General features: G+C 71.9%; 22 protein-coding genes. 5 read left to right on the top strand and 17 right to left on the bottom strand.

Features of this window, described 5'->3' with window-relative positions; all coding sequences use genetic code 11:
- Positions 1-128: 128 nt before the first annotated feature.
- Both IFR11_RS08450 and IFR11_RS08445 read right to left on the bottom strand, forming a co-directional pair.
- Positions 129-626, bottom strand: a complete 498-nt coding sequence (locus IFR11_RS08450) for a methylated-DNA--[protein]-cysteine S-methyltransferase (protein ID WP_191915841.1) — start codon at positions 624-626, stop codon at positions 129-131.
- The gene (locus IFR11_RS08445; RefSeq protein ID WP_055834217.1) at positions 623-2,242 is read right to left on the bottom strand and encodes an AlkA N-terminal domain-containing protein; all 1,620 of its coding nucleotides are present in this window, start codon (positions 2,240-2,242) and stop codon (positions 623-625) included. The genes IFR11_RS08450 and IFR11_RS08445 overlap by 4 nt, the downstream gene beginning before the upstream one ends.
- 255 nt (positions 2,243-2,497) lie before the next feature.
- On the opposite strand from IFR11_RS08445, the gene IFR11_RS08440 reads away from it, so the two are divergent.
- Both IFR11_RS08440 and IFR11_RS08435 read left to right on the top strand, forming a co-directional pair.
- Positions 2,498-3,925: a dihydrolipoyl dehydrogenase family protein gene (locus tag IFR11_RS08440; RefSeq protein WP_191915840.1), complete on the top strand. Its 1,428-nt coding sequence runs from the start codon at positions 2,498-2,500 to the stop codon at positions 3,923-3,925.
- A gap of 116 nt (positions 3,926-4,041) precedes the next feature.
- A complete protein-coding gene (locus IFR11_RS08435; protein WP_055834210.1) occupies positions 4,042-4,557 on the top strand; it encodes a DUF1697 domain-containing protein in 516 nt (171 codons plus the stop codon).
- A 438-nt stretch (positions 4,558-4,995) separates the two neighbouring features.
- Here IFR11_RS08435 and purH read toward each other — a convergent pair whose 3' ends face one another.
- From purH to IFR11_RS08390, 9 genes are all read right to left on the bottom strand, one after another.
- Complete coding sequence (gene purH / locus IFR11_RS08430) at positions 4,996-6,606, bottom strand: bifunctional phosphoribosylaminoimidazolecarboxamide formyltransferase/IMP cyclohydrolase (RefSeq protein ID WP_055834207.1); 1,611 nt, start codon at positions 6,604-6,606, stop codon at positions 4,996-4,998.
- A 65-nt stretch (positions 6,607-6,671) separates the two neighbouring features.
- Complete coding sequence (gene purN / locus IFR11_RS08425; RefSeq protein ID WP_055834203.1) at positions 6,672-7,271, bottom strand: phosphoribosylglycinamide formyltransferase; 600 nt, start codon at positions 7,269-7,271, stop codon at positions 6,672-6,674.
- An 81-nt stretch (positions 7,272-7,352) separates the two neighbouring features.
- Positions 7,353-8,852, bottom strand: a complete 1,500-nt coding sequence (locus tag IFR11_RS08420; protein ID WP_191915839.1) for a cell division protein PerM — start codon at positions 8,850-8,852, stop codon at positions 7,353-7,355.
- Between the two features lie 188 nt (positions 8,853-9,040).
- Positions 9,041-9,745: a sirohydrochlorin chelatase gene (locus IFR11_RS08415; RefSeq protein WP_055834197.1), complete on the bottom strand. Its 705-nt coding sequence runs from the start codon at positions 9,743-9,745 to the stop codon at positions 9,041-9,043.
- Positions 9,742-10,881 (bottom strand): uroporphyrinogen-III synthase, encoded by a 1,140-nt coding sequence (locus IFR11_RS08410; protein WP_191915838.1) that lies wholly within the window; start codon positions 10,879-10,881, stop codon positions 9,742-9,744. Before IFR11_RS08410 ends, IFR11_RS08415 begins: the two co-directional genes overlap by 4 nt.
- On the bottom strand, positions 10,878-12,125 hold the full coding sequence (cobA, locus tag IFR11_RS08405) for a uroporphyrinogen-III C-methyltransferase (protein WP_191915837.1): 1,248 nt from the start codon (positions 12,123-12,125) through the stop codon (positions 10,878-10,880). The genes IFR11_RS08410 and cobA overlap by 4 nt, the downstream gene beginning before the upstream one ends.
- On the bottom strand, positions 12,122-12,592 hold the full coding sequence (gene nirD, locus IFR11_RS08400) for a nitrite reductase small subunit NirD (RefSeq protein ID WP_191915836.1): 471 nt from the start codon (positions 12,590-12,592) through the stop codon (positions 12,122-12,124). Before nirD ends, cobA begins: the two co-directional genes overlap by 4 nt.
- Positions 12,589-15,168, bottom strand: a complete 2,580-nt coding sequence (gene nirB / locus IFR11_RS08395; RefSeq protein ID WP_191915835.1) for a nitrite reductase large subunit NirB — start codon at positions 15,166-15,168, stop codon at positions 12,589-12,591. Before nirB ends, nirD begins: the two co-directional genes overlap by 4 nt.
- Positions 15,169-15,671: 503 nt before the next feature.
- Complete coding sequence (locus IFR11_RS08390) at positions 15,672-16,109, bottom strand: nitroreductase family deazaflavin-dependent oxidoreductase (protein ID WP_191915834.1); 438 nt, start codon at positions 16,107-16,109, stop codon at positions 15,672-15,674.
- Between the two features lie 66 nt (positions 16,110-16,175).
- Between IFR11_RS08390 and IFR11_RS08385 the strand changes: the two genes are divergently transcribed.
- On the top strand, positions 16,176-17,627 hold the full coding sequence (locus IFR11_RS08385; protein ID WP_055834182.1) for an NCS2 family permease: 1,452 nt from the start codon (positions 16,176-16,178) through the stop codon (positions 17,625-17,627).
- Positions 17,628-17,895: 268 nt separating this feature from the next.
- On the opposite strand, the gene sucD is transcribed toward IFR11_RS08385, so the two are convergent.
- The 6 genes from sucD to IFR11_RS08355 form a co-directional block, all read right to left on the bottom strand.
- Positions 17,896-18,798, bottom strand: a complete 903-nt coding sequence (sucD, locus tag IFR11_RS08380) for a succinate--CoA ligase subunit alpha (protein WP_055834180.1) — start codon at positions 18,796-18,798, stop codon at positions 17,896-17,898.
- Positions 18,799-18,818: 20 nt separating this feature from the next.
- On the bottom strand, positions 18,819-19,982 hold the full coding sequence (gene sucC / locus IFR11_RS08375; protein ID WP_055834177.1) for an ADP-forming succinate--CoA ligase subunit beta: 1,164 nt from the start codon (positions 19,980-19,982) through the stop codon (positions 18,819-18,821).
- Positions 19,983-20,139: 157 nt separating this feature from the next.
- Entirely contained in the window at positions 20,140-20,334 is a 195-nt protein-coding gene (locus tag IFR11_RS08370) for a hypothetical protein (protein WP_055834174.1), read from the bottom strand.
- Between the two features lie 89 nt (positions 20,335-20,423).
- Complete coding sequence (locus tag IFR11_RS08365; RefSeq protein ID WP_055936389.1) at positions 20,424-21,026, bottom strand: response regulator transcription factor; 603 nt, start codon at positions 21,024-21,026, stop codon at positions 20,424-20,426.
- Positions 21,023-22,198: a histidine kinase gene (locus IFR11_RS16765; RefSeq protein WP_191915833.1), complete on the bottom strand. Its 1,176-nt coding sequence runs from the start codon at positions 22,196-22,198 to the stop codon at positions 21,023-21,025. Before IFR11_RS16765 ends, IFR11_RS08365 begins: the two co-directional genes overlap by 4 nt.
- Positions 22,199-22,264: 66 nt before the next feature.
- A complete protein-coding gene (locus tag IFR11_RS08355; RefSeq protein ID WP_055834168.1) occupies positions 22,265-22,480 on the bottom strand; it encodes a hypothetical protein in 216 nt (71 codons plus the stop codon).
- A 220-nt stretch (positions 22,481-22,700) separates the two neighbouring features.
- Here IFR11_RS08355 and IFR11_RS08350 point away from each other — a divergent pair, with 220 nt between their 5' ends.
- The gene (locus IFR11_RS08350) at positions 22,701-23,201 is read left to right on the top strand and encodes a hypothetical protein (protein WP_055834165.1); all 501 of its coding nucleotides are present in this window, start codon (positions 22,701-22,703) and stop codon (positions 23,199-23,201) included.
- A 167-nt stretch (positions 23,202-23,368) separates the two neighbouring features.
- A complete protein-coding gene (locus IFR11_RS08345; protein WP_191915832.1) occupies positions 23,369-24,415 on the top strand; it encodes a phosphodiester glycosidase family protein in 1,047 nt (348 codons plus the stop codon).
- Positions 24,416-24,419 lie beyond the last annotated feature (4 nt).

Below are 24,419 nucleotides of genomic sequence, written 5' to 3'. Positions count from 1 at the left end.
CGACGGGGGCGTCGATTCGGTACATGGCATCCTCCTTGGTCGGCGTGAGCCACCGCGGGGGGACGGCAGCCCTCCAGAGTATCCCCGAGCGAAGCTCGGGGGCAAGAGTGTCTTCCGGGCCTCGATCGTCAGGCCGCCGACTCGCGCGCCAGCAGGCTCTCTTTCACCGGCGTGCCCCACGCGAAGCCGCCCATCGTCCCGTCTCCGCGGAGCACCCGGTGACAGGGCACGAAGAGCGCGACGGCGTTGCGCGCGCAGATGGACGCCGCGGCGCGCACCGCCGACGGCGCCCCCAGGGCGGCGGCGAAGCCGGTGTAGGTGAGCGGGGTCCCGGCCGGAATGCGCCGAAGGGCCTCCCACCCGGTCCGCTGCAGCGGGGTGCCCCACTGGGCGACGGCGACGGAGTCGATGGCGGCGATGTCACCGTCGTAGTAGGCGCGCACCGCCTCGGCCGCCGAGGTCTCGCCGGCCACGATGTCGACCGGACGACGTTCGGGGCGGAGCCGCGCGAGCACGGCGTCGGTCTCGGCGGTCCAGCCCGAGACGATCACCCGATCGGCGTCGTCGGCGAGGATCGCGAACGACCCGTCGGGGGTGTCCAGGAACTGGAGGGTGGCGGTGCTCATTCGGATCGCTCGCTCTCAGGCGCGGGAGGGGAAGAAGGGAGGACCACATCGACAACCCCGACGTCGGCGCGGGTGCTCGTCGTCCGCCGGCGCGGGCGCGTCACGGCGGCCGCCGCGGCCGTCTCGGCCGGGGAGCGCCATGCCTGGGTCACCGGGGCGGCGTACCAGTAATGCGCCATCGCGTAGCTGCGCCAGGGCGCCAGGCGCTCCGACCACGCGGTGAAGCCCGCGGGGTCGGACGGCAGCCCCAGCGCCGCCGCGCCGGCCCGGGCGGCCACGTCGCCGGGGAGCAGCACGTCGGGGTCGCCGAGCACGCGCATGCGCACGTAGTCGGCGGTCCACGGCCCGATCCCGCGCCGGGCGAGGAGCCTGGCGCGCTGCTCCGTGGCGTCATCGCCGGCACCGAGTTCGAGGGTGCCGTCGCTGAGTGCCGCGGCAGCCTCGACGATGGCGCGCATGCGGGCAGCGGGTCCGCGCAGCACCTCGAGACCCCGTTCCGCGATCGCCGCCGGCGTCGGGAAGAGTGTCATCGCCTCGGGGCCGACGGCGACCCGCTCGCCGAGTTCGGCTGACAGACGGCCCTGCATCGTGCGGGCGGCGGCGACGCTGATCTGCTGCCCGATCATGGCGCGCAGCAGCATCTCGTCGGCGTCGACGGCCCCGGGCACCCGGACACCGGGGATGGCGGCCACGGCGGGGGCGAGCTCGGGATGCCGGGCCAGGGCCTCATCGATCGCGAGCGGATCGGCGTCGAGGTCGAACAATCGCCGAATGCGCGAGATGAGGGTGCCGAGGTCGGCCAGGGCCGACAGCCGCGCGCGCAGACGCAGCCGCCCGTCTTCGGCGAGGCGCACCTCGAACCACGCCGGGCCGCCGGGCAGCCGCACGACCCGCGCGAACGAACGGTCGTCGCCCTGCTCGACGCCGGGGATGGCGTGCGCCCTCATCCACCCGAAGAGACCGGTCGTGTCGATCGGTCCTCGCACGGGCAAGGCGAGGTCGATCTCGCCCGCCGACGCCTCGATGCCGGACGCGTGCGAGCGTCGAGCGCGCAGGTCGCGCGGAGGCATGCCGAACACCTCGCCGATCGTCTCGGTGAACTGCCGGATGCTCGTGAACCCCGCCGAGAACGCGACATCGGCCGACGACAGGTCGGTGCCCACGAGCAGAGTGCGAGCCGTATGTGCGCGGTGCGCGCGGGCGAGGGCCAGGGGCCCGGCGCCGAGCTCCGCGGCGAGCAGACGCGTGAGATGGCGCGACGAATAGCCGAGGCGCCGGGCCAGACCGGGGACACCCTCGCGATCGACGACGCCGTCGGCGATGAGACGCATCGCGCGCGCCACGACGTCTCCGCGCACGTCCCACTGGGGCGAGCCGGGAGCGGCCTCGGGCAGACATCTCTTGCACGCGCGGTAGCCCGCCTCGTGGGCTGCGGCCGACGTGGCGTAGAAGGTGACGTTCTCTTCGTTCGGCGTGCGTGCGGGGCAGCTCGGGCGGCAGTAGATGCGGGTGGACCGCACGGCCGTGACGAACTGCCCGTCGAAGCGTCGGTCGCGCGACTGGATGACGCGATAGCGCTCGGCGAAGCCCGGAGCGTCGGCCACGGTGGGGGTCATGGCATCCACCCTGCCACCGACCTCCGACATCGGCTGGCGGAAATCGGACACGGCCGTGAGGCGCGCCCGCCGCCCCCACGCGCCCCCGTCGCGAGACGCCGTCTCGCGCAGGACGACCGCCCCGGCCCCGCACCCGCACGAGCACGAACGCCCGAGCTGGCGAGGCGCTGCGCGCGGCCTGTCGACGTTAAGCGGAGGCCTGCCGCTCCGCGCAACCCCTGCGCGATGTCGGTGGCCGTCGATAGCGTGAGGATCATGAGCGAACGCGAATACGACCTCATCGTCATCGGTGCCGGCCCCGTCGGCGAGAACGTGGCCGACCGTGCCGTGCAGGCCGGTCTCACCGCCGCGATCGTCGAGTCCGAACTCGTCGGCGGCGAGTGCTCGTACTGGGCGTGCATGCCCTCGAAGGCCCTGCTGCGCAGCGCCGCTGCCCTGCGCGCGGCACGCGACGTCGACGGAGCCCGGCAGGCCGTCACCGGCGACCTCGACGTCGCCGCCGTGCTGCGCCGCCGCGACACCATGACCAGCGGATACGACGACTCCGGTCAGGTCGAATGGTTGCAGGGCGCGGGGATCGACCTCGTGCGCGGACACGGCCGCCTCTCCGGCGAGAAAACCGTTCGCGTGACCGCCGAGGACGGCTCCACGACCGATCTCGTCGCGCGTCACGCCGTCGCCGTCTGCACCGGTACCGCCGCACTCCTGCCCGACATCCCGGGCCTCGCCGACATCTCGCCCTGGACCAGCCGCGAAGCCACCGCCGTGCAGCAGGTGCCCGGCTCGCTTGCGATCATCGGCGGGGGCGTGGTCGGCGCCGAGATGGCGACCGCGTTCCAGAGCCTCGGCACCGACGTCACGATCATCGCCCGCTCCGGCCTGCTCGGCGGCAACGAGCCGTTCGCCGGCGAGCTGGTCGCATCGTCGCTCCGCGACCGCGGCGTGACCGTCAAGAACGGAGCGGACGCCACGGCAGCCCGCCGCGACGGCGACGGACGCGCGGTCCTCGAACTCTCCGACGGCACCACCGTCACGGCCGACGAGGTCCTCGTCGCGGTCGGTCGCACTCCGCGCACCGGCGACCTCGGATTGGATGCCGTGGGCCTCGAGGCCGACACCTGGCTCGACGTCGACGACACCCTGCTCGTGCGCGGGTTCGATTGGCTCTACGCCGTGGGCGATGTCAACCACCGCGCTCTCCTCACCCACCAGGGCAAGTACCAGGCGCGGGCGGCGGGCGACGTGATCGCGGCGCGGGCGCAGGGCGGCGAGGTCGACGACGCGCCGTGGGGTGCCCACGTCGCCACGGCCGATCACGACGCCGTCCCCCAGGTGACCTTCACCGACCCCGAGGTCGCCTCGGTCGGTCTGACCGCCAAGAAGGCCGAGCAGAAGGGCCTGAACGTGAAGGTGCTCGACTACGACCTCGCGAGCATCGCCGGGTCGAGCGAGCAGTCCGACTCCTACGTGGGCCAGGCCCGCGCGATCGTCGATCTCGACCGGGGCGTGCTCGTGGGCGCCACGTTCGTCGGACCCGACATCGCCGAGCTGCTGCACTCCGCCACGATCGCAATCGTCGGCGAGGTGCCGGTGAAGCGCCTCTGGCACGCGGTGCCGTCGTACCCGACGGTCAGCGAGGTCTGGCTGCGGCTGCTCGAGACGCTCGGGCGCGACTCGGCCTGACGCCGACCCGCGCGGGTGGGGCTTCGCGTGCACTGGGCCTCGCGTGCGCCGGGCTTCGCGTGCACCGGGCTCCACGCGCACTGATGAGCTCACGCGCGTCGCGCTAGGGTCGCTGCATGTCCCGCAGCGTCGCCCTCATCCGCGGTGTCGGCGGTCCCACGGCGCTGAAGATGGCCGCGCTGCGCGAGGTGTTGGCATCCGCGGGTCTCGGTGGGGTCGAGACGCTGCAGGTCGCGGGGAACGTCGTGGTCGACGACGCCGGACGCTCCCCCGGCGACATCGCCTCGGTGGTGCGTGAGGCGGTGCGCGGGGCGTTCGGATTCGATCTGCCGGTCATCGTGCGCACGCACGCCGAGCTGGCCGCCAGCCGCGCCCGCAACCCCTACGCCCATGCCCCGGAGGGCCGCTGGGTGCAGACGGTGTTCCTCGACGCGAGACCCGCCGCCCGGCTCGAGCTGCCAGACGGCGTGCCCGAGGAGGCGGTGCTCGACGGCCGCGAGGTCTTCGTGCGCTACCCCGAGGGCATCGGCGGGTCGAAGCTGCAAGCGGGCTGGTTCGAGAAGCGCCTCGGCGTCACCGGCACCGCACGCAACGCCAACACCGTCGCGAAGCTCATCGCGATGAGCGCCTGACGCGCGCCCGCCGCCCGCATCTGCCGCGCGCATCTGCGTCAGCCCGGCCGCGCGCATAAACGCTCTTCCTCCGCATAAACGCCGCCACAGCGCGTTTATGCGCAGAATCAGCGTTTATGCCTCAGCCCGCGCTCACCCCGCGGCCCGAGCGCGCGACCGCGCCGCGCCCGGCACGCATCCCGCACCACACCGGCCCCGCGCATAAACGCTGTTCCCGCGGATAAACGCGGCGACAACGCGCTTATGCGCACGAATAGCGTTTATGCGTCGGGGGCGCCTACCCGCCGCTCCACACCCACGCCGCGCCCACGCCGCGCCGCCCGCGCCGCGCCGCCGTGTCGGCGCCCGCACCCCGCCCGCGCCGCCGCCCCACCGCCCACACACACCACAACGCCGCCGCAACCGAAGCTGCGACGGCGTCGACCGTGAGGCGAGGGCTCAGTGGAAGAAGTGACGCTCCCCCGTGAAGAACATCGTCACGCCGGCCGCGCGGGCGGCGTCGACGACCTCGGCATCGCGCACCGAGCCACCGGGCTGGATGATCGCCGAGATGCCGGCGTCGATCAGCACCTGCGGGCCGTCGGCGAAGGGGAAGAAGGCGTCGGATGCCGCGATGGAGCCGGCTGCCCGGTCACCGGCGCGCTCGACGGCGAGGCGGCACGAGTCGACGCGGTTGACCTGGCCCATGCCGATCCCGACGGTGGCCGAACCCTGGGCGAGCACGATCGCGTTCGACTTGACGGCGCGGCAGGACTTCCACGCGAAGATCAGGCTCTCCATGTCGGCCTCGGCGGGACGCTCGCCCGAGACGAGCTCCCAGTTCTTCGCGACCGATTCGATGTCGTCGGGGAAGCGGTCGGCATCCTGCAGCAGCAGGCCGCCCGACACGAGCCGCACGTCCATGCGCTCCTGCTGCCAGTCGGCGGGCAGGCTCAGCACGCGCAGGTTCTTCTTGAGCTTGAACACCTCGAGCGCTTCGGGTTCGAAGTCGGGGGCGATGATGACCTCGGTGAAGATGTCGCGCAGGTTCTCGGCCATCTTCAGCGTGACCGTGCGGTTCGCGGCGATGACGCCGCCGAAGGCCGAGACCGGGTCGCACTCGTGGGCGCGCAGGTGTGCCGAGGCGATGGGGTCGAGGGCGTTGGGCGCGGCGACGGCGATCCCGCACGGGTTGGCGTGCTTGATGATCGCGACGGCCGGCTTCACCATGTCGAAGGCGGCGCGCAGGGCCGCATCGGCGTCGACGTAGTTGTTGTACGACATCTCTTTGCCCTGCAGCTGCGTGGCCTGGGCGATGCCGTGGCCACCGACGCGCGAGTAGATCGCGGCGCGCTGGTGCGAGTTCTCGCCGTACCGCAGCGTCGACAGGCGCTCGGCCTGGATGGTCAGGTGCGCGGGCAGGTCGATGTCGTCGGCGAGGGTGCCCTCGGCGAACCAGGTCGACACGGCGGTGTCGTATGCGGCGGTGTGCGAGAACGCGCGGGCGGCGAGCTCGCGGCGCTGCACGAGGTTGGTGCCGCCCTGGGACTGCAGGGCGTCGATGATCGCGGGGTACGACTCGGGCGAGACGACGATGGCGACGTTGGCGTGGTTCTTGGCCGCGGCGCGCACCATGGCGGGACCGCCGATGTCGATCTGCTCCACGACGTCGTCGCCCTCGGCACCGGATGCCACGGTCTCGACGAACGGGTACAGGTTGACCACGACCAGCTCGAACGGGCGGATGTCGAGCTCCTCCAACTGCGCCTCGTGCGAGGCCAGACGCAGATCGGCGAGCAGTCCGGCGTGCACCTTGGGGTGCAGCGTCTTCACGCGACCGTCGAGCGACTCGGGGAAGCCGGTGACGGCGGCGACGTCGACGACGTCGTAGCCGGCGTCGCGGATGGTCGAGGCGGTCGACCCGGTCGAGACGATCTCGACGCCGGCGGCGGCGAGGGCTTCGGCCAGCACCAGCAGGTGGGTCTTGTCGCTCACCGAGACCAGCGCCCGGCGGATGGGGACGACGTCGCGGGGGCGGTAGTCGGCGGGGTCGTGGCGGGGTCCGGCCATGGCTTTCGGCTCCTGTGTCTCGAGTCGGATTCGGGTGCACGACGGGCCGGGGCCCGGCGGGCGGGTCAGGCGGTTCGGGATGCCGGGGCGGCGAGGTCGAGGTCGCCCTCGGCGATGCGACGGACGACGTCGATGAGCAGACGTCGTTCGACGGGCTTGATGCGTTCGTGCAGGGCGTCTTCGTCGTCGCCGGCCAGCACGGGGATGCGCTCCTGGGCGAGGATCGGCCCGGTGTCGACGCCGGAGTCGACGACGATGACGCTGGCTCCGGTCTGCGTCACGCCCGCGGCCAGCGCGTCGCGCACACCGTGCGCGCCGGGGAACTCGGGCAGGTACGCGGGGTGCGTGTTGATGATGCGGGGTTCCCACTCGGCGACGAGGTCGGCCGGCAGGAGCCGCATCATGCCGCTCAGCACGACGAGGTCGGGCTGCCAGACGGCGAGCTGTGCGCCGAGTTCGGCGCCCCACTGCTCGCGGGAGGCGAAGGCGCTGTAGGGGACCAGGAAGGTGGGGATGCCGAAGTGCTCGGCGTGCGCGAAGCCGTCGGCCTCGCGATCAGCGCCGACCGCGACCACGCGCGCCGGGAAGTCGGGGGCGGCAGCCGCCTCGAGCAGGGCGCGGAGGTTGGAGCCGGTGCCGGAGATGAGGACGGCGACCGTGAGCACGCGCTCAGTCTACGCAGGTGCGTCGGAGCCCGTGGAGCCGCGGGGCGGGCGACGCGGGGCGACCGGCATCGGACGCTCCCGTCAGCGTCGACCCGCGGGACCCTTGTCGCCGTCGTCGGGATTCGCCCAGGCGGCGCGGATGCGCGCGCGTACCTCGTCGTCGTCGAGCGCGGTCGACGGTGCGTGATCGGCGTCTTCGGGGCCGCGGTACGCGCTGGGCCAGACGTCGGAGGCGATGCCGGTTCCGGGCGCCGACACGAGGGGCGCGGGGCCGGTCGCGTGCTCGTCACGGTCGAAGGGAACGTGGGCGCGGGGCGAGAACGACGATTCCGGAGTCTCGTCGCGCTCGTCTCGGACGCGCGGGGGAAGGTCGTCGGCGGCGGCACCGAAGCGGGGGCTCAGCAGCAGGATGGCGAGCCCCAGCAGCACCTCGAGACCGAGGGCGAGGGCGAGGGGTCCGGGCTGCGGGCCCGTGTCGGCGAGGCGACCGGGTCCGAGCGAACCGGCCGAGACGATCGCGGCGAGCGCGCCCGCACCACCCGTGAGCGCGGCGACGACGACCGTGAGCGTCAGCCGGGGGCCGATCGGTTCGGGGTCGGTGGTCACCGGCATCCGGGAGCGCAGGATCCAGCCGGTGAGGGCTCCGACGCCGATCGGCAGTAGCACGAGCAGCAGCAGCCACGACGAGGTCGAGTCCGGCACCGCGCCGAGCACGGGGATGCCGGGGAGCGCACCGACCTGCGTGGCGGCCGGGGTGATGGCGGTGTCGGTGCCCAGCGCGAACCCGGGGCCGGCGACGAACGACACCGCCCACAGCACCAGGGTCGGCAGGTACATGAGCTGGCCGAGGGCGATGACGGTGGCGCCGATGGCATCCGCGTTGCTGGCCTGGTAGATGCCGATCACCTGCGTCGAGCGGGCGATGAGCCCCACCACCACGACGATCCCGCCGACTCCCACGAGGCCCAGCGTCGTGAGTGCGAGACCGCGCAGCGCCAGCGCGGGCACCGTCGCCCAGGCGCCGGGCAAGCGCTCGACCCGTTCCCGCAGGGCGTCGATGGGTCCGTCGTCGCCGACCCGCCACGCTCCGACGATCGCGCCGACGAACGACGGCACCAGGAACAGCAGCGACGGCAGCAGGATGGCCAGCCAGGTCTCGGATGCCACGAGCGCGGCGTTTCCGGTCAGGGCGACGAGGGTCGCGATTCCGGCGAAGACGACGGAGCCCGAGAGCCAACCGGTGAGCGCGGCGCCGGCCTCTCCCGCGCGGGCGCCCGAGCGGGCGGCGAACAGGGCCGTGAACGCGGCGAACGCCAGGGGCGCGAGCGACAGGGTGAAGCTCGCGAACGAGGGATCGATGCCGGTGGCGGCGAGGTAGGTGTCGGGCAGCGTCACCGTGATCGGCACGAGATGGCCGAGGTGCCAGACCGCGGCGGTCGTGGGCCACAGGGCTCCCCAGTCGGGGCTTCCCACGCCGACCACCCACAGCAGCGCGAGGGGGGCGAGGACCACGGCGATACCGCCCGCGGCGGCCAGGATGGCGTCGAGAGCGGCCAGGAGGGCGACGAGAAGGCGATGCATGGGCGATTGTGAGCGTACCCGCGTCGGCTCGGCGCACCTTTCAGGCGCGGCGGCGAGGGCGCACTCCGCGCGGCGTCGTTGCGCGTCGACGCCTCCGCGGGCGACCGTCCGCACGCAGTCCGGAACCGCGGCGCGGCGGCGTCCCGTACACGCTCACCGACGGCACGACCGGCGTGCCTCCCGCGCCGTCACCCGTGGGCGAGCGTCTCCCCCGCGCGCGCCGCACGCGCCGACGCCCACCGCTCCCACACGACCCGCGCCAGCCGCGGATCCGCTCCGATGGGTGCGCTCGTCAGGTCGGCGCCGGCCTTCTCGATCACGCGCGAGAAGTGTCCCGGCGCGAGCACGTAGCTCGCCGCCACCGTCGGCCGTCCGGCGGCGCGCGCCGTGTGCACGGCATCCGGGATGCGGGGTTCGGATGCCGCGGCGTACGCGGTCACGACGGGCCCGGCGATACCGGCCTCCGTCAACAGCTCGGCCATGCGCTCCACGTCGACGACCGCCCCGGGGCGCGTGGAGCCGGCCGCGGCCAGCACGACGGTGTCGTCGACGCCCGCTCCGGTGGCGCGCACGCGGTCGACGAGGATCTCGGCCAGCACCGGGTGCGGACCGAGCGCGGGGGCGATGGGCAGGCCGTCGGCGGCGTCGACGAGGTCGACCTCGGTGTGGTACCCGGTCGACAGCAGCAGCGGCACGATGACGATGTCGGAGGTGCGCTCGCGCGCGGCGGCGACGACGTCGGTGACGTAGGGCGCGTGCACGTCGACGTAGGCCTCGTGCACCTCGACGCCCTCGGGGGCGGTCTCGCGCAGCACGTCGAGCAGGGCGCGCACGACGACGCGGCCCTCGTCGAAGCGGGTGCCGTGGGCGCAGGCGATGAGAACGGCGGTCATCGATCCTCCTCGTCGATCACGTCGATGCGGTAGCCGCGCTTGTAGACGGTGCGGATCAGGTCGAGGTCGCCGAGCGCGTCGCGCGTGCGAGCGACGGCGACTTCGACCGCGTGCCCGCTGGATTCGGCGCTCGAGAGCGCGGCGACGAGGTCGGCCCGCGACACCACGGCGCCCGGCACGCGGGCCAGGGCCCGGAAGATCTCGACGCCGGTGCGCGGAAGCGGGGTCAGGACCCCGTCGACCACGATCCCCGACGAGCGGATGCCGAGCTGCCCCGACGTCGTGGGGATGACCCGCGCGTCGACGCCGCCGTAGTGCGTGACGACGGCGCGCACGAGGGCGCCCAGACGTCCGCGGTCGGGCACGAGGGGGTCGATCCCCGCCTCGATCAGCGGGGCGGCGGTGATGGGTCCGACGGCCGCCACCAGCACGTGGCCGTTGCGGGCCCGGGATGCCACTCCCTCGAGCGCCTCGGCACGCTCGGCGGCGAGCAGCCACTCGCGTGCCGCGGGAGCCGAGGTGAAGAGCACGGCGTCGATCTCGCCGCGCGCGACCTGGCGGGTCGATGCCGCGACGACCTCGGGGTCGGGGGGTGGGCCCCAGCGGTAGATGGTGAGGCTCATGACGCGGGCACCGGCCGCCTCGAACGCTTCGTCGAGGCCGTCGGCGCCGGAGCCGTGGTGCTGCACGGCGATGTGCAGCCCGTCGAGGCCTTCGGCGACGAGGAAGTCGCGCAGTTCGGCCGCCGTCTCGCTCTCGGCGACCCAGTCGGCCTCGAATCCGGCCTGCTGGATGGCGCCGCGGGCCTTGGGTCCGCGCGCCACGATGCGGGCGCGGTGCAGCACCGTGGCCAGCTCGTCGTGCACGCCCGCCTCGTCGGCGGTCTCCATCCAGGCGCGGAAGCCCACGCCCGTGGTGGCGACGACCACGTCGGGCGGGTCGGCGACCAGCTGTCGCGTCTGGGCGATGAGCTCGTCGTCGTCGACGTGCGGCACGATCGTGAGCGCCGGGGCCACGCGCACGCGTGCCCCGTGCCGTTCGAGCGCGGCCGACAGCTCCCCCGACCGACGGTCGACGGGAAGCAGCACCGTGCACCCCTGGAGCACCGTGCTGATCGTCCGCGCGGGTGTCGTCACCCGATGCCCTCGCCGTGCGCCGCGGCGACGGGCACCGCCGCCGCCGGCAGCAGCAGGTCGGCGCGGGCGACCTCGCCGAACACGAGCACCGCGGGGTTGGCGAGGCGGTGGGTCTCGGCATCCTGGATCGCGGTGCCGAGGGTCGTGCGGATGGTGCGCTGCTGGGGCGTGTGGCCGTTCTCGACGAAGGCGACGGGGCGGGTCTCGGGAGCACCGGCGGCGCGGGCCGCCGACACGAAGCGCGCCAGCGCGCTCACACCCATGAGGGCGACGACCGTCGCGGTGTCGTCACGGAGCGCGGCGAGGGTGGCCTCGCTCGGGGCATCCTGACCGTTCACGACGTGAAGCGTACCGGCCACACCGCGATGCGTCACGGGGACCCCCGCCGCCGCGGGAACAGCGACGGCACTGGAGATGCCCGGAACGACCTCGACCGGAATGCCGGCGGCCCGGCACGCGATGACCTCTTCGCCGCCGCGACCGTAGACGAACGGGTCGCCGCCCTTGAGCCGCACGACCCGCAGGCCCTTCGCCGCGCGGTCGACGATGATCGCGTTGATCTCGTCCTGCGGCACGGGGTGATGCTGCGGGCGCTTGCCCACGTCGACCAGCTCGACGTCGTCGCCGAGCTCGGCGAGCACGCCGGTGGGCCCGAGCCGGTCGTGCACGACGACGTCGGCTTCGGCCAGCAGCGCACGGGCGCGCACCGTCATCAGGTCGATGGGGCCGGGGCCGCCGCCGACGAGCGCCACGCTCCCCACGAGCGGGCGACGTCGACGGCGGAGCGGAAGGGCGCCCTCGGCGAGGCGCTGGGCGATCGCGTCGCGGACGGCGACGGTGCGACGCGGGTCGGCGCCGGCGGTCGAGACCACGCCGACCATCACGTCGCCGCTGGTGGTCTCGGCCGCCAGGCGCGCGGTGCCCCGGCCCCCGTGCCCGGCGTTGACGCACCACACGCGTCGCTCTTCGGCGGCGTCGACGACGACGGCGTCGATGGCCGCGTCGCCGGTGGCGGTGTGGCAGAACCAGGCGTCGTCGAGGTCGGAGGCCGCGAAGGGGCGCGCGTGCCACTCGATCGCACCCGACGCCGCGAGGGCGCTCAACCGCTCGGTGGCGACCGGGGCGACGAGCCGCACCCGCGCTCCGGCGGCGCGGAGCCGGGCGATGCGCCGTTCCGCGACGCTCCCCGCCCCCACGCACACCACGAGACGGTCGGTGAGGTCGAGTCCTGCGAGAGCGATCATCGGGGATCTCCTTCTGCGGCGGGGACGGCGGGGACGATTCTGACGAGCACGTCGCCGTCGCTGACGGCGACGGGGTGCACGCGCACGGTCAGCGGGGCTTTGCCCTGCGTGTCGAGGCAGGCGCCGGTGCGCAGGTCGAACACCTGCTTGTACATCGGCGAGGCCACGGTGGGAACCCCCGCGCGGTCGCCGACGATGCCGCGCGCCAACACGGCCGCACCGCTGAACGGATCGATCTGGTCGGTGGCGTAGATGCGGCCGTCGAAGGTGCGGAACAGCGCGATCTGGTGGCCGTCGACGAGGGCGGCGACACCGCGCTCGACGAGCAGATCGTCGACGCGGCAGATGCGCGTCCAGCCGGGCGCGGGCGCCGGAGTGGTGGACAGCGCAGTGGTGGGCGGCGCAGCGGCGGGGGTCTCGGCATCCGGGGTCATGGCATCCGTTTCCGCGGTCTCGACGATCGTCATGCGCGCACCGCCAGCGTCGTCCCGCCGATGAAGACCGCCCCCGACGAGCGCTCCTCGTCGGTGGCGGGGCGGGGCTGTCCGCGCTCCGCGACGTACGCGAGCGAGGGGTCGGCGACCTCGGGGGCGTTGACGAAGCTCTGGAACCGCTTGAGCCTCTCGGGGTCGGCGAGGGTCGCCGCCCACTCGTCCTCGTAGTTGTCGATGTGCGCGGCCATGGCGCGGTCGAGGTCTTCACCGATGCCGAGCGTGTCGTCGAACACGACGCCCTTCAGCGCGTCGAGGCCCCCCTCGTAGTCCTCCATCCACGGCGCGGTGCGCTGCAGCCGGTCGGCCGTGCGGATGTAGAACATGAGGAACCGGTCGATGGCCTGCAGTAGAGCGTCGTCGTCGAGTCCCTCGGCGAACAGCACCGCGTGCCGCGGGGTGAAGCCTCCGTTGCCGCCGACGTACATGTTCCAGCCGGCCTCGGTGGCGATGATCCCGACGTCCTTGCCGCGGGCCTCGGCGCACTCGCGCGCGCAGCCCGAGACGCCGAACTTGATCTTGTGCGGCGAGCGCAGGCCGCGGTAGCGCAACTCGAGCTGCACGGCCATGCCCACCGAGTCCTGCACGCCGTAGCGGCACCACGTCTGTCCGACGCACGACTTCACCGTGCGCAGCGACTTGCCGTAGGCCTGCCCCGACTCGAAGCCCGCGTCGACCAGGCGGCGCCAGATGTCGGGCAGCTGATCGAGGCGGGCGCCGAACATGTCGATGCGCTGGCCACCGGTGATCTTCGTGTACAGCCCGAAGTCGCGGGCGACCTCGCCGATCACCACGAGTCCCTCTGGAGTGATCTCGCCGCCCGCGATGCGCGGGACGACGCTGTAGCTGCCGTCGCGCTGGATGTTCGCCATCACGTGGTCGTTGGTGTCCTGCATGGTCGCGAGCTCGCCGTCGAGCACGTGACCGGAGTACAGACTCGCCAGGATGCTCGCCAGCGCCGGCTTGCAGATGTCGCAGCCGCGGCCGGTGCCGAAGCGCTCGACGATCGAGGTGAAGGTGCGCAGCTCCGACACCCGCACGGCGTCGAAGAGCTGCGCGCGGGTGAACGAGAAGTGCTCGCACAGGCCGTTCGACACTTCCTTTCCGGATGCCGCCAGCTCGGTCGCCACGAGCTTCTTCACGAGCGTGAAGCACGAGCCGCACGCCGCCCCCGCCCTCGTGCAGGCCTTGACCTCGGCGGCATCCGCGCAGTCGTGCTCGGTGACGGCGTCGCGCACGGTGCCGGCGGTGACGCCGTTGCACGAGCAGACGATGGCGTCGACGGGCAGGTCGCCCTGCGGGGCGGGCGCGAGATCCGACGGCATGAGGTACGCGGCCGGATCGCCGCCCAGAGCGCGACCGACCAGCGGACGCAGCGACGTGTACGCCGAGGCGTCGCCGACCAGGATGCCGCCGAGCAGCGTCTGCGCGTCGTCGCTCAGCACGAGCTTCTTGTACACGCCCGACACCGGGTCGGCGTAGGTGACGTCGAGGGCGTTCGGCGTCTCGGCGAACGCGTCGCCGAAGCTGGCGACCTCGACACCCGAGAGCTTGAGCTTGGCCGAGGTGTCGAAGCCGTCGAACTGGGCCTCGCCGCCGAGCAGGCGGGTCGCGGCGACCTCGGCCATGGCGTAACCCGGGGCGACGAGGCCGATGCACTGGCCGTCGAAGCTGGCGACCTCGCCGATCGCCAGGATCGAGGGGTCGGAGGTGTCGCAGCCCGCATCGATCACGACGCCGCCCCGGGCATCGACCCGCAGTTCCGCGACGCGGGCGAGTTCGTCACGCGGGCGCACGCCGACCGTGAACACGACGATGTCGACGGCCTCCCACGTGCCGTCGCGCAGCTCCACGCCGCACACGGCGCCGGAGGCATCGGCATCCACCCGGGTCGTCACCGAGCTCGTGCGCACCTCGATGCCGCGGGATTCGATGAGTCGCTGCAACGCCTTCGCGCCGCCCAGGTCGAGCTGGGCCGACATGAGGCGCTCGTTCGACTGCAGCACGAACGGCGCGACGCCCTCGGCCTGCAGGGCACCGGCGGCCTCGAGGCCGAGAAGGCCGCCGCCGACGACGGCGCCGCGCAGGGGACGGCCGAGCTGCGCCGAACGCCGCGCGACCCAGTCGCGCATCGCGACGACGTCGTCGAGCGTGCGGTAGACGAAGCAGCCACGGTGGTCGAAGCCGTCGAGCGCGAGGCGGGCGGCGTACGAGCCGGTGGCGAGCACGAGACGGTCGTAGTCGTAGGTCGACCCGCCCGCGGTGGTGACGGTGCGCTTCGCACGGTCGATGGCGGTGACACGGGCGTCGGTGTGGACCCGCACCCGCTCGTGCTCGAGCACCGCGGGGTCGAGCGAGAGCTGCTCGGGGCTCTTGCCGGTGAAGTACCCGGTCAACCCCACGCGATCGTAGGGCCCGCGGGCCTCGTCGCCGAGGACGGTGACCGACCAGCGTCCGTCGGTGTCGCGCCGGGTGAGACTCTCGACGAAGCGGTGCGCCACCATGCCGGCCCCCACGACGACGACCGAACCGGATGTCGCGGGGTGGAGCATGTCGTCACCGTACGCGGCGGACTTTGCGCGGCGGTCAGCGGCGTGTTTCGCGCCGGTTGCGGTGTGTGAGCGGGCCATGCCCCGACGCTAAGCAGCGGACGTTTCCCCCGCCGTCGCGCGGGCGTTACCCCCGGCGAACGTTTCTCTCACGCGGCGGCGGTGTTCATGTGAGGTTTGGCTCCCCGGCATCCGTCGCCCCTCCCCCTCTCCTCCCCCCGTTGAGTGTCCAAGACACGCCGCATCCCCTCGGGGCGCAGCGGCGTGTCTTGGACACTCAACACTCTGGGGCGGCGGCGCGAGGCCGGGCAGCCGCGCACGCGCGAGCCCTCTCGAGCGGCGACGCAGGGCGCGACCGCCCCTCGGCGTCCGAGGCGGCCGCGAGCATCCCTCGAGTGTCCAGAACACGCCGCATCCACCGCGAAGGCAGCGGCGTGTTCTGGACACTCAACGCCCCCGGGGCAGCCGCGCAGGCGCGACCGCGGCGGGGGCCACCCGAGCGGGCGTCAGTCGACCGGCGTGAGCACGAACAGCTCGATGCGCCGCTCAGTCTTCTTCTGGTACTCGTCGTAGTCGGGCCAGACCTCGGTCGCGTAGCCCCACCACTCGTCGCGCTCGGCCCCCTCGGCCTGGTGCGCGTCGTACTCCTTCTTCACGCCGCCGTCCTGCAGGGCGACGCGGGGGTTCTTCACGAGGTTGTAGAACCACGCGGGGTGTTCCGGGGCCCCACCCTTGGATGCCACGACCGCGTACTTGCCGTCGTGCTCGACGCGCATGAGGGCGGTCTTGCGCAGACCCCCGGTTTTGGCGCCGACGGTGGTGAGGACGATGATGGGTACGCCCCGCATGTCGGCGGACTCCTGGCCTCCCGAGGCCTCGAACGTCTCGGCCTGCTGGCGGGCCCATTCGCTGGTGCTGGGTAGATACTCTCCTGAGAGTGACATAGCTCACACGATACGTCGGCGTCTTCCCCTCCGGTCCAGTCCCTCCCCCTTTTTTCTGGAGCCTTCATGAGCGATTCCGCTCCCGAGACCACTGCTGCCACCGCACCGAAGAACCGCCTCGACCGGTTCTTCGAGATCACCGCCCGCGGCTCGACCGTCGGCACCGAGATCCGCGGAGGCGTGGTCACCTTCGTCACGATGGCGTACATCGTCATCCTGAACCCGATCATCCTGTCGGGAACCCCCGACGTCGCCGGCAACGCCCTGGGCTTCCCGCAGGTCGCCGCGGTCACCGCCCTCACAGCCGGTGTCATGACGATGCTGTTCGGCCTCGTCACGCGCCTGCCGTTCGCGTTCGCGGCGGGTCTGGGCATCAACTCGTTCCTGGCCGTCGGCATCGTCGGTCAGGTCACCTGGCCCGAGGCCATGGGCCTCGTCGTCATCAACGGCCTGATCATCGTGCTGCTGGCCGTCACCGGACTCCGCCGCATGATCTTCGAGGCGGTTCCCCTCGCGCTCAAGACCGCGATCACCGTCGGCATCGGCCTGTTCATCGCGTTCATCGGCTTCGTCGACAGCGGCCTGGTCACCTCGACCGGCCTGAGCTCGCCCCCGGTGGGCCTCGGTGTCGGCGGCTCGATCACCACGGTCCCCACCGCCCTGTTCGTGCTGACCCTCGTCATCACCGCCGTGCTGCTCGTGCGCAAGGTCAAAGCCGCGCTGCTGATCGGTCTGCTCTCGGGCACGGTCATCGCCGTGATCGTCGAGGCCGTCTTCGGTCTCGGCGCGCGCGCCGACGGCAACCCCGGCGGCTGGGGTCTGAGCGTTCCGACGCTCCCCGCGCAGTGGGTGAGCCTTCCCGACCTCGCGCTCGTCGGTCAGGTCGACCTCGTCGGATCCTTCGGCCGCATCGGCGTGCTCGCCGCCCTCATGCTGGTCTTCACCCTCGTGTTCACGAACTTCTTCGACGCCATGGGCACGATGACCGGCCTGTCGCGCGAGGCGGGTCTCGCGGCCCCCGACGGCACGTTCCCGCGCCTGCGTTCGGCGCTGGTCATCGAGGGCATCGGTGCCGTCGCCGGCGGCGCCACCTCGTCGTCGTCGAACACCGTCTTCATCGAGTCGGGATCGGGCATCGGCGAGGGCGCGCGCACGGGCCTGGCCAACGTCGTCACCGGCGGACTGTTCCTGCTCGCGATGTTCTTCACGCCGCTGACGAGCATCGTGCCCACCGAAATCGCGGCCGCGGCCCTGGTCATCGTCGGCGCACTCATGATGGGGCAGATCCGCCACGTCGACCTCAGCGACATGTCGGTGCTCATCCCGGTCTTCCTCACCGTGACCGTCATGCCCCTGACGTACTCGATCGCGAACGGCATCGGCGCGGGCTTCGTCAGCTGGGTGCTCATCCAGGCCCTGTCGGGCCGCGCCCGCCGGGTGAGCCCGCTGCTGTGGATCGTCGCCGCCGGCTTCGTCGTCTTCTTCGCCCGCGGCCCGGTCGAGGCGCTTCTGGGCTGAGCCCCGCGCTCGTGAGGGGCCCGGATGCCACGGCATCCGGGCCCCTTTTTCGTCGCCGCTGCGCCGTCGGACGTATCCGCGGCATCGAAACCGCACGCGTTTGCCGAGGACGCACCCGTTCGGCGCCAATCCGATGCGGTCTCGGCAATCTCGTGCGGTCTCGCGGGGTGCATACTCCGACGCCTCGCCGCGCCCCGCCCCACGCCAGCCGCCGGACACGCGAAAGGGCCCGGATGCCATGGCATCCGGGCCCTCGAGAGAGTGCTGCTTACAGGCTCTCGATGATCTCGCGCATCAGCGAAGCGGTCTCGGACGGCGTCTTGCCGACCTTGACGCCGGCGGCCTCGAGGGCCTCCTTCTTCGCCTGTGCCGTGCCGGCCGAGCCCGAGACGATGGCGCCGGCGTGGCCCATGGTCTTGCCCTCGGGAGCGGTGAAGCCGGCGACGTAACCGACGACGGGCTTGGTGACGTGCTCGGCGATGTAGGCGGCGGCGCGCTCTTCGGCGTCTCCGCCGATCTCACCGATCATGACGATGGCCTTGGTCTCGGGGTCGGCCTCGAACGCCGCGAGGGCGTCGATGTGCGTGGTGCCGATGACCGGGTCGCCACCGATGCCGATGGCGGTCGAGAAGCCGAGGTCGCGCAGCTCGAACATCATCTGGTACGTCAGGGTGCCCGACTTCGACACGAGGCCGATGGGTCCCTTGCCGGTGATGTTCGCGGGGGTGATGCCCACGAGCGCCTCGCCGGGCGTGATGATGCCGGGGCAGTTCGGCCCGATGATGCGGGTCTTCTCGCCCTTGCTCTTCGCGTAGGCCCACGCCTCGGCGGTGTCGCCGACGGGCACGCCCTCGGTGATCACGACGAGCAGCGGGATCTCGGCGTCGATGGCCTCGACCATCGCGTCCTTCGTGAAGGCCGGGGGCACGAACGCGATCGACACGTCGGCGCCGGTCTCGCGGATGGCCTCTTCGACCGAGGCGAAGACGGGCAGCTCGACGTCGTTGCCTGCGGCGTCCTTGTGCGAGACGGTGGTTCCGGCCTTGCGGGCGTTCACTCCGCCGACGACCTGGGTGCCGGCCTTGAGCATGAGGGCGGTGTGCTTGGTGCCCTCGCCGCCGGTGATGCCCTGGACGATGACCTTGGAGTCTTTGTTGAGGTAGATCGACATGTCTGGTGTTTCCCTATCCCTTACGCGTTGGCCAGTTCGGCGGCCTTGTCGGCGCCCTCGTCCATACCGGCGGCGAGGGTGACGAGCGGGTGGTTGGCGGCGGCGAGGATCTCGCGGCCTTCCTCGACCTGGTTGCCGTCGAGGCGCACGACGAGCGGCTTGGTCGCGGTGTCGCCCAGGATCTCGAGGGCCTTGACGATGCCCTCGGCCACGGCGACGCACGACGTGATGCCGCCGAAGACGTTGACGAACACGCTCTTGACCTGCTCGTCGCCGAGGATGACGTCGAGGCCGGCGGCCATGACGGTCGCCGAGGCGCCGCCACCGATGTCGAGGAAGTTGGCGGGCTTGACGCCGCCGTGGTTCTCGCCGGCGTAGGCGACGACGTCGAGGGTCGACATGACCAGGCCCGCGCCGTTGCCGATGATGCCGACCTGACCGTCGAGCTTGACGTAGTTGAGGTCGTGCTGCTTGGCCTTGGCCTCGAGCGGATCGGCCGCGTCCTTGTCTTCCAGCGCCTCGTGGTCGGGGTGGCGGAAGCCGGCGTTCTCGTCGAGCGAGACCTTGCCGTCGAGGGCGATGATGTCGCCGTCTTCGCTCTGGATGAGGGGGTTCACCTCGACGAGCGTGGCGTCCTCGCCCTTGTAGACGTTGAAGAGCTTGACGAACACGTCGGCCACCTTGGGGGCCAGCTCGTCGTCGAACTTCGCAGCCTTCGCGATCTCGAGCGCCTTCTCGGGCGTGATGCCCTCGATCGGGTCGACCTCGATGCGCGCGAGCGCCTCGGGACGCTCGACGGCGAGCTCTTCGATCTCCATTCCACCCTCGACGCTCGAGAGCGACAGGTAGGAGCGGTTGGAGCGGTCGAGCAGCACCGAGAAGTAGAACTCCTTGGCGATGCGGGCGCCCGCTGCGACCATGACGCGCTTGACGACGTGGCCCTTGATGTCGAGGCCGAGGATGGCCTGGGCCGCCTCGAATGCCTCTTCGGGGTTCTTGGCGACCTTCACGCCGCCGGCCTTGCCGCGGCCTCCGGTCTTGACCTGAGCCTTGACGACGACCACACCGCCGAGCTTCTCGGCAGCCGCCTTCGCCTCCTCAGGGGTGTCGGCGATGATGCCGGCGAGTACCGGCACCTCGTACTTTTCGAACAGGTCACGTGCCTGGTACTCGTAGAGATCCACGGACAATCCTTCGCTGGGCGATCGGTGGTGGGAGAAGACGAAGTCTCTCGATATCAAGAGATCTCGCCAGTCGACAACCCTACTAGACGGGGGTGAAGGGGCCCGACCCTTGCACCTCCGAAGGGAGGGGGCAGAGGTGACTCGACCGCTCCCCGCCTCACTTTCGCGGACGCACCACGAGCCACGCGATCACGGCCCCGACGATTCCGACGACGAGGCCGAACGAGATCCCGAACCCGACCCCCACCGAGGGCACGAGCAGGCCGACGATCGGTCCCGCGATCATGCCGACGACGACTCCGATGATGACGTAGCGGGCCAGACCCGCGTCTCGCGATGCGCGCTCACTCATGCGCCGAAGCTACCGACGGTCATCGCCGCGCGGCAGCGCTTGACGCGCCGCGCCGTCCTGTGGGTGGGCGTCCTCTCGCCGGTCGTCGTCTAGATCCAGCCCCGCTCGCGCGCGTGGATCGTCGCCTGCTGCCGGCTGGCCAGCCCGAGCTTGCCCAGTACCGACGAGACGTGGTTGCGCACCGTCCCCGCCGACAGGTGCAGGGATGCCGCGATCTCGGCGATCGTCTCACCGCGGGCGCCCGCCCGCAGCACGTCGAGCTCGCGGTCGGTGAGGGGGCTGCGTTCGTCGCTCAGGGCGTCGGCGGCGATCTCGGGGTCGACGTAGCGTCGCCCCGCCGCGACCTCGCGGATCACCGCGGCCACGTCATCCGCGGGACGGGACTTGGGCAGGAACCCGTCGACGCCCGCGCCGAGCGCCCGCCGCAGCACGCCGGGTCGGGCGTGCCGCGTGACGATCACGCAGCGCGAGGGCACGCGCCGCAGAATGCGCGCGGCCGTGTCGACGCCGTCGAGTCCCGGCATCTCGAGGTCGAGAAGGCACACATCGGGCCGCAGTCGGTCGGCTTCGGCGATCGCGCTCTCGCCGTCGCGGCACTCGGCGACCACGTCGAGGTCGGGCTCGAGGCGCAAGAGGGCGGCGAGCGCCGTGCGGATCATGTCCTCGTCGTCGGCGATGAGCACGCGGATCACGCCATCACCCCCTCGGGCACCCGGACGGTGACCCTGAATCGATCGCCGGAGTGCCCGGCATCCACTGTTCCTCGCACGCGGCCGACGCGGTCGGCGATACCGTCCAGACCGCTGCCGTCCGTGCCACGTACCTCGCGCACGTCGTTGTCGATGGTGAACACCCAGCCGCCGTCGCGGTGCATCAGAGCGAGGGATGCCGAGACCCCACCGCCGTGCTTCAGCACGTTCGTCGTGCACTCGCGGATCACCGGGCCGAGCACGTCGGCCGGGGCGTCGGCGGCATCGGGGGCGACCGACAACTCGACGCGCAGCCCCGCGGCGCGCAGCAGGTCGGCGGCGTTGGCGAGTTCGTCGGGCAGCGGCACACCCCGGAAGCGCGTGGCGAGCTCACGGGTGCCGCGGCGGGCTTCGTCGACGCTGGTGCGCGCGAGGCGCACCTGTTCGACGGCGGCCGCGGGGTCGCGGGCGAGCATCTTCTCGGCGAGTTCGAGCTGCAGCGCGATCACCTGCAGGTGGTGGCCCTGAAGATCGTGCAGGTCGCTGGCGAGACGCAGGCGCTCCTGGGCGGCGGCGAGACGCCCCTCGGCGCGACGAGCGCGGTCGAGTTCGCGCACGATGTCCCACCACCACAGCGACGTCGCCGTGAGCGGCGGCAGCATCGCGAGGAACAGGCCCACGCCGAAGGCGTCGGCGACGTATCCGGCGGGGTTGAGGCGGGTGACCTCGATCACCCACGCCGCGACGATGACGACGATCAGCAGCACCACGAGACGCATCCGGATGCCGGCACGCCAGCGCACCAGACACAGTGCCTGCGCTCCGAGGACGACGGCGAGCAGCAGCGACCCGGCCGCCGCCCCCGTGACACCGCCGAACACGATGCCGGCGATGACCAGCGGCCAGACGGGCCGGTGGCCCGAGACGTCGCCGATGTCGAGCGGTTCGCGGCGGTAGCGCGCCATCAGCAGCAGCGAGACGGCGACCGACCCGAGGCCGCCGACGACGAAGAGAACGATGGCGGGCATCGACGCTCTCAGCACCATGAGCAGGGTCCAGATGAACAGACCGAACACCTGGAACCCAGCGATGGACGCGGCGGTGTACCACCACGTGACCCGCACGTCGCGGGCGAACGTCGACGCGGGCGGGGGCGCGGGGAGGGGGCTCGTCACACCGGCCACAGTACGTCCATGACATTCGTCACGGGTGGGCCGCCCGGCGCCCCACCCGCCGTTCGATCAGCCTTTCGGTGTCCGACGGCTGCTGTGGCGGTTGATCGCGTAGAAGATCGGTGTGAGGACGACGAGGATGCCGAGAGCCCCGGCCAGGATGTAGGTCGTGTCGTGCTGGAAGATCAGTTCGACGATCACGTATCCGAGCGCCGCGGCGAGCGCGCTGTAGAAAGCCTTGAGCCACTGACGCGGTGCGGACGGGGCGGCGGTGTTGTCGGTCATGGTGCACTCTCCTTGGGGTTTGTCCGAACGTATCGAGAATTCCGCCCGCGCCCCAACGCCCGCGCTCCCGCCGCGCCGCCGGGCGCATGACATTCGTCATGGGTCGATCGGCGCATCCTCCCGCCCGGCCATGACACCGCGACACTGCCGCGGAGACGCCGCTCCCGATGGGATGGGATCACCGCGGAACACGCCGCGGACTCATCCCCCAGGAGTCCTCATGTCGAACCCCGTCTCGGATCTCATCCTCGGCTTCCAGGGCCTCGTCGCCGACGTTCCCGACCTCGTGCAGCCGCTCATCGTCGCCCTCGCCGGCGCCGTGCCGTTCATCGAAGGAGAGGGTGCCGCCGCGATCGGCATCGTCGGTGGCATCCACCCGGCCGTCGCGGCCATCGCCGGCGCGATCGGCAACCTGATCTGCGTCGCCGTCGTCGTGTTCGCGACCTCGCGCGTGCGTACGGCCGTCACCACCCGTCGCGGAGCCGTCGAGAAGCCCCTGACCGCGCGCCGCCAGAAGTTCGAGAAGGCCTACCACCGCTACGGAACCCCCGGAGTGAGCCTGCTCGGCCCCCTGCTGCTGCCCACGCAGTTCACCGCTGCCGCCCTCACCTCGACCGGTGTCTCGCCCCTGCGCGTGCTCGCCTGGCAGGCCGCGGCGATCGTGCTGTGGACCACGGTCATCACGCTGATCCTCACGGGCGTTCTGCGGGCGGTCGCCTGACGAAGGCTCCGGATGCCACTCCCCCGGCGCCCTCGACACGGCAGGGCGGCCGCGGGCCGCAGCTCGAGTGCACATGCACACGTCCACATAGCGTTTCCATAGCTCTTCTTGGCTCCGCGTAGGGCTGGCTTAGGGCGCGAGAAGGGCGCGGCACCTTTCCTGGTGCCATGGACCCCGCAGCCCCCACCCCCGACACCGCCCCCGACGGTGCACCGGCCTCGGCCTCTCGCCGCGGCCGGGCGACGCCGTCCGACGGACCCCGCCGCCCGAAGCGGCCCGTCGCCCGTCGCGCCTTCCTCGCCGGCGGTCTGGCCGTCGCGCTCACCGTCGGCGGCTCCGCAGCGTGGGCCGCGAATCGCTTCCTCATCCCCCACGTCGAGATCACCGACGTCGCCGCGTACGAAGCCGCGCACGCCACGGCATCCGCCACGGCATCTGCCACCGCCGAGCCCACGGCCACCGCAGCGACCGAGACGAGCCTGACCGACACCAGCTTCAGCGACGGCTCCACCTCGGTCACCGTCTCGACGGTGACCACCGAAACGCTCACCTATTACGTCGCCGACGTCGTGCTCGGAGACGCCACCGACCTGCGTTCCGCCTTCGCGAACAACCAGTTCGGCGAGAACATCACGCAGACCACCAGCGAGATCGCCGCCGCCAACGACGCGGTCTTCGCCATCAACGGCGACTACTACGGCTTCCGCTCCACGGGCATCGAGATCCGCAACGGTGTCGTCTACCGCGACGAGGGCGCTCGGCAGGGACTCGCCTTCTACACCGACGGCCACGTCGAGGTGTACGACGAGACGCAGACCACGGCCGCCGAGCTGCTGGCATCCGGGGTCTGGAACACGCTCAGCTTCGGTCCCGCGATCGTCGAGAACGGCGAGGTCGTCGACGGCATCGACAGCGTCGAGGTCGACACGAACGTCGGCAATCACTCGATCCAGGGCGACCAGCCGCGCACCGCCGTCGGCGTGATCGACGACAACCACCTCGTCTTCGTCGTGGTCGACGGCCGTCAAGAGGGCTACAGCGAGGGCGTGACGTTGCCCGGACTCGCCGACATCCTGCTCTCGCTCGGCGCGACGACCGCCTACAACCTCGACGGCGGCGGCTCGTCGACGATGTACTTCAACGGACAGGTGATCAACTCGCCCTCGAACGGCGGCGAGCGCGGCACCAGCGACATCCTCTACGTGGCGGGCTGAGCGG

This window comes from Microbacterium sp. CFBP 8801 (assembly GCF_014839455.1).
In the GTDB taxonomy this organism is placed as follows: Bacteria; Actinomycetota; Actinomycetes; order Actinomycetales; family Microbacteriaceae; genus Microbacterium.
This window is presented reverse-complemented; position numbering and strand designations above follow the sequence as displayed.

Coding starts and splice junctions, on each gene's coding strand:
- IFR11_RS08415 (WP_055834197.1), bottom strand. CDS start 9,745: ATGACCGCCGTTCTCATCGCCTGCGCCCACGGCACCCGCTTCGACGAG.
- IFR11_RS08370 (WP_055834174.1), bottom strand. CDS start 20,334: ATGAGTGAGCGCGCATCGCGAGACGCGGGTCTGGCCCGCTACGTCATC.
- IFR11_RS08345 (WP_191915832.1), top strand. CDS start 23,369: ATGGACCCCGCAGCCCCCACCCCCGACACCGCCCCCGACGGTGCACCG.
- purH (WP_055834207.1), bottom strand. CDS start 6,606: ATGGCCGGACCCCGCCACGACCCCGCCGACTACCGCCCCCGCGACGTC.
- sucD (WP_055834180.1), bottom strand. CDS start 18,798: ATGTCGATCTACCTCAACAAAGACTCCAAGGTCATCGTCCAGGGCATC.
- IFR11_RS08350 (WP_055834165.1), top strand. CDS start 22,701: ATGTCGAACCCCGTCTCGGATCTCATCCTCGGCTTCCAGGGCCTCGTC.
- IFR11_RS08355 (WP_055834168.1), bottom strand. CDS start 22,480: ATGACCGACAACACCGCCGCCCCGTCCGCACCGCGTCAGTGGCTCAAG.
- IFR11_RS08440 (WP_191915840.1), top strand. CDS start 2,498: ATGAGCGAACGCGAATACGACCTCATCGTCATCGGTGCCGGCCCCGTC.
- IFR11_RS08420 (WP_191915839.1), bottom strand. CDS start 8,852: ATGCATCGCCTTCTCGTCGCCCTCCTGGCCGCTCTCGACGCCATCCTG.
- IFR11_RS08450 (WP_191915841.1), bottom strand. CDS start 626: ATGAGCACCGCCACCCTCCAGTTCCTGGACACCCCCGACGGGTCGTTC.
- nirB (WP_191915835.1), bottom strand. CDS start 15,168: ATGCTCCACCCCGCGACATCCGGTTCGGTCGTCGTCGTGGGGGCCGGC.
- IFR11_RS08445 (WP_055834217.1), bottom strand. CDS start 2,242: ATGACCCCCACCGTGGCCGACGCTCCGGGCTTCGCCGAGCGCTATCGC.
- nirD (WP_191915836.1), bottom strand. CDS start 12,592: ATGACGATCGTCGAGACCGCGGAAACGGATGCCATGACCCCGGATGCC.
- IFR11_RS08435 (WP_055834210.1), top strand. CDS start 4,042: ATGTCCCGCAGCGTCGCCCTCATCCGCGGTGTCGGCGGTCCCACGGCG.
- IFR11_RS08390 (WP_191915834.1), bottom strand. CDS start 16,109: ATGTCACTCTCAGGAGAGTATCTACCCAGCACCAGCGAATGGGCCCGC.
- IFR11_RS08385 (WP_055834182.1), top strand. CDS start 16,176: ATGAGCGATTCCGCTCCCGAGACCACTGCTGCCACCGCACCGAAGAAC.
- cobA (WP_191915837.1), bottom strand. CDS start 12,125: ATGATCGCTCTCGCAGGACTCGACCTCACCGACCGTCTCGTGGTGTGC.